Source organism: Enterococcus sp. UD-01 (assembly GCF_044909655.1).
Classification (GTDB): domain Bacteria; phylum Bacillota; class Bacilli; order Lactobacillales; family Enterococcaceae; genus Enterococcus_L.
In genome coordinates this window covers 1-1,196 of the sequence record NZ_JBIYEU010000038.1, presented here as the reverse complement: position 1 = coordinate 1,196, position 1,196 = coordinate 1, and the positions used below count along the sequence as shown (strand labels likewise).

Genomic DNA, 1,196 nt, shown 5'->3' with positions numbered 1-1,196 from the left:
TTACTTTATATTAAAAGCCACCACACCGTGCAAAAAAGCATGTTAACCGTTGCCGAAGCAGCGGCTGTTGCGAAAAAGCATCAGGTGCCGTTAATCGTCGATGCTGCTGCCGAAGAAGATTTATTCAAATATGTCGAAGCCGGTGCGGATTTAGTCATTTACAGCGGTGCTAAAGCGATTGAAGGCCCAAGTGCCGGTCTGGTCATCGGGAAAAAAGAATACATTGAGTGGCTTCGACTACAAGGTAAAGGCATTGGTCGTGCAATGAAAATCGGCAAAGATAATATTCTGGGCTTTACCCAAGCGGTCGAGGATTATGTCAAAAACGGCAGTGAAGCCGGTGCGTCCATGAAAGCGCGTTTGGCGCCATTTATCGCAGAGCTCAATCAGCTGCCAAATCTTACCGCTACTGTAGTTCAAGATGGTGCCGGACGGGATATTTACAGAGCCAGCGTCAAGGTTAGCGGACCAAAATCCGCCAAGGAAGTGATTCAAGCATTAAAAGCTAAAAATCCCGCTATTTATACCAGAGAATATCAAGCCAACAACGGCATTATTGAATTCGATATTCGTTCGGTCAATGCAGCGGAAATGGAGAAAATTGTGACTCGTTTCAGCGAGATTATGCACGAAAAAAACGTATAGGAGTGAATTATTATGTCATTAACCCCCAATTATTTAGAAGACCGTATTTGTTTAAATGTCTTAGCCAATTCAGTTGAAAACGCCAAAGCCTGTTATGAAGCTGCCGAAGGGCACGTGATTTTAGGGGTTCTATCTAAAAATTACCCAACAGACGAAGCGGCAATTGAAGACATGAAAAAATACGCAGCGGCCACCAACAATGCCTTATCAGTCGGCTTAGGTGCCGGTGATCCCAACCAAAGCCAAATGGTGAGCCGGATTTCCGCGGAATTACAGCCGCAACACGTCAACCAAGTCTTCACGGGTGTCGGAACCTCCCGCGCCTTATTAGGCCAAAACGAAACGATTATTAACGGGCTTGTTTCCCCAACCGGTAAGGTTGGCTTGGTCAACATCGCTACAGGACCTTTAAGCTCTCAAGCCCCTGCAGGAGAAGTGCCCATTGAAACAGCGATTAAATTATTACAAGACATGGGCGGCAGCTCCATCAAGTATTTCCCAATGAAGGGCTTAGCTCACATTGAAGAATACAAGGCAGTAGCCGAAGCCTG

The 1,196-nt window shown here is 46.1% G+C and carries 1 protein-coding gene and 1 pseudogene; both read left to right on the top strand.

What is annotated here, in order from left to right; translation table 11 throughout:
- Positions 1-645: pseudogene (locus ABH902_RS15770) on the top strand (SelA-like pyridoxal phosphate-dependent enzyme); the annotation flags it as partial.
- 12 nt (positions 646-657) lie between these two features.
- The coding region (locus tag ABH902_RS15765; RefSeq protein WP_404592351.1) for a KDGP aldolase at positions 658-1,196 on the top strand (539 nt) is incomplete at its 3' end.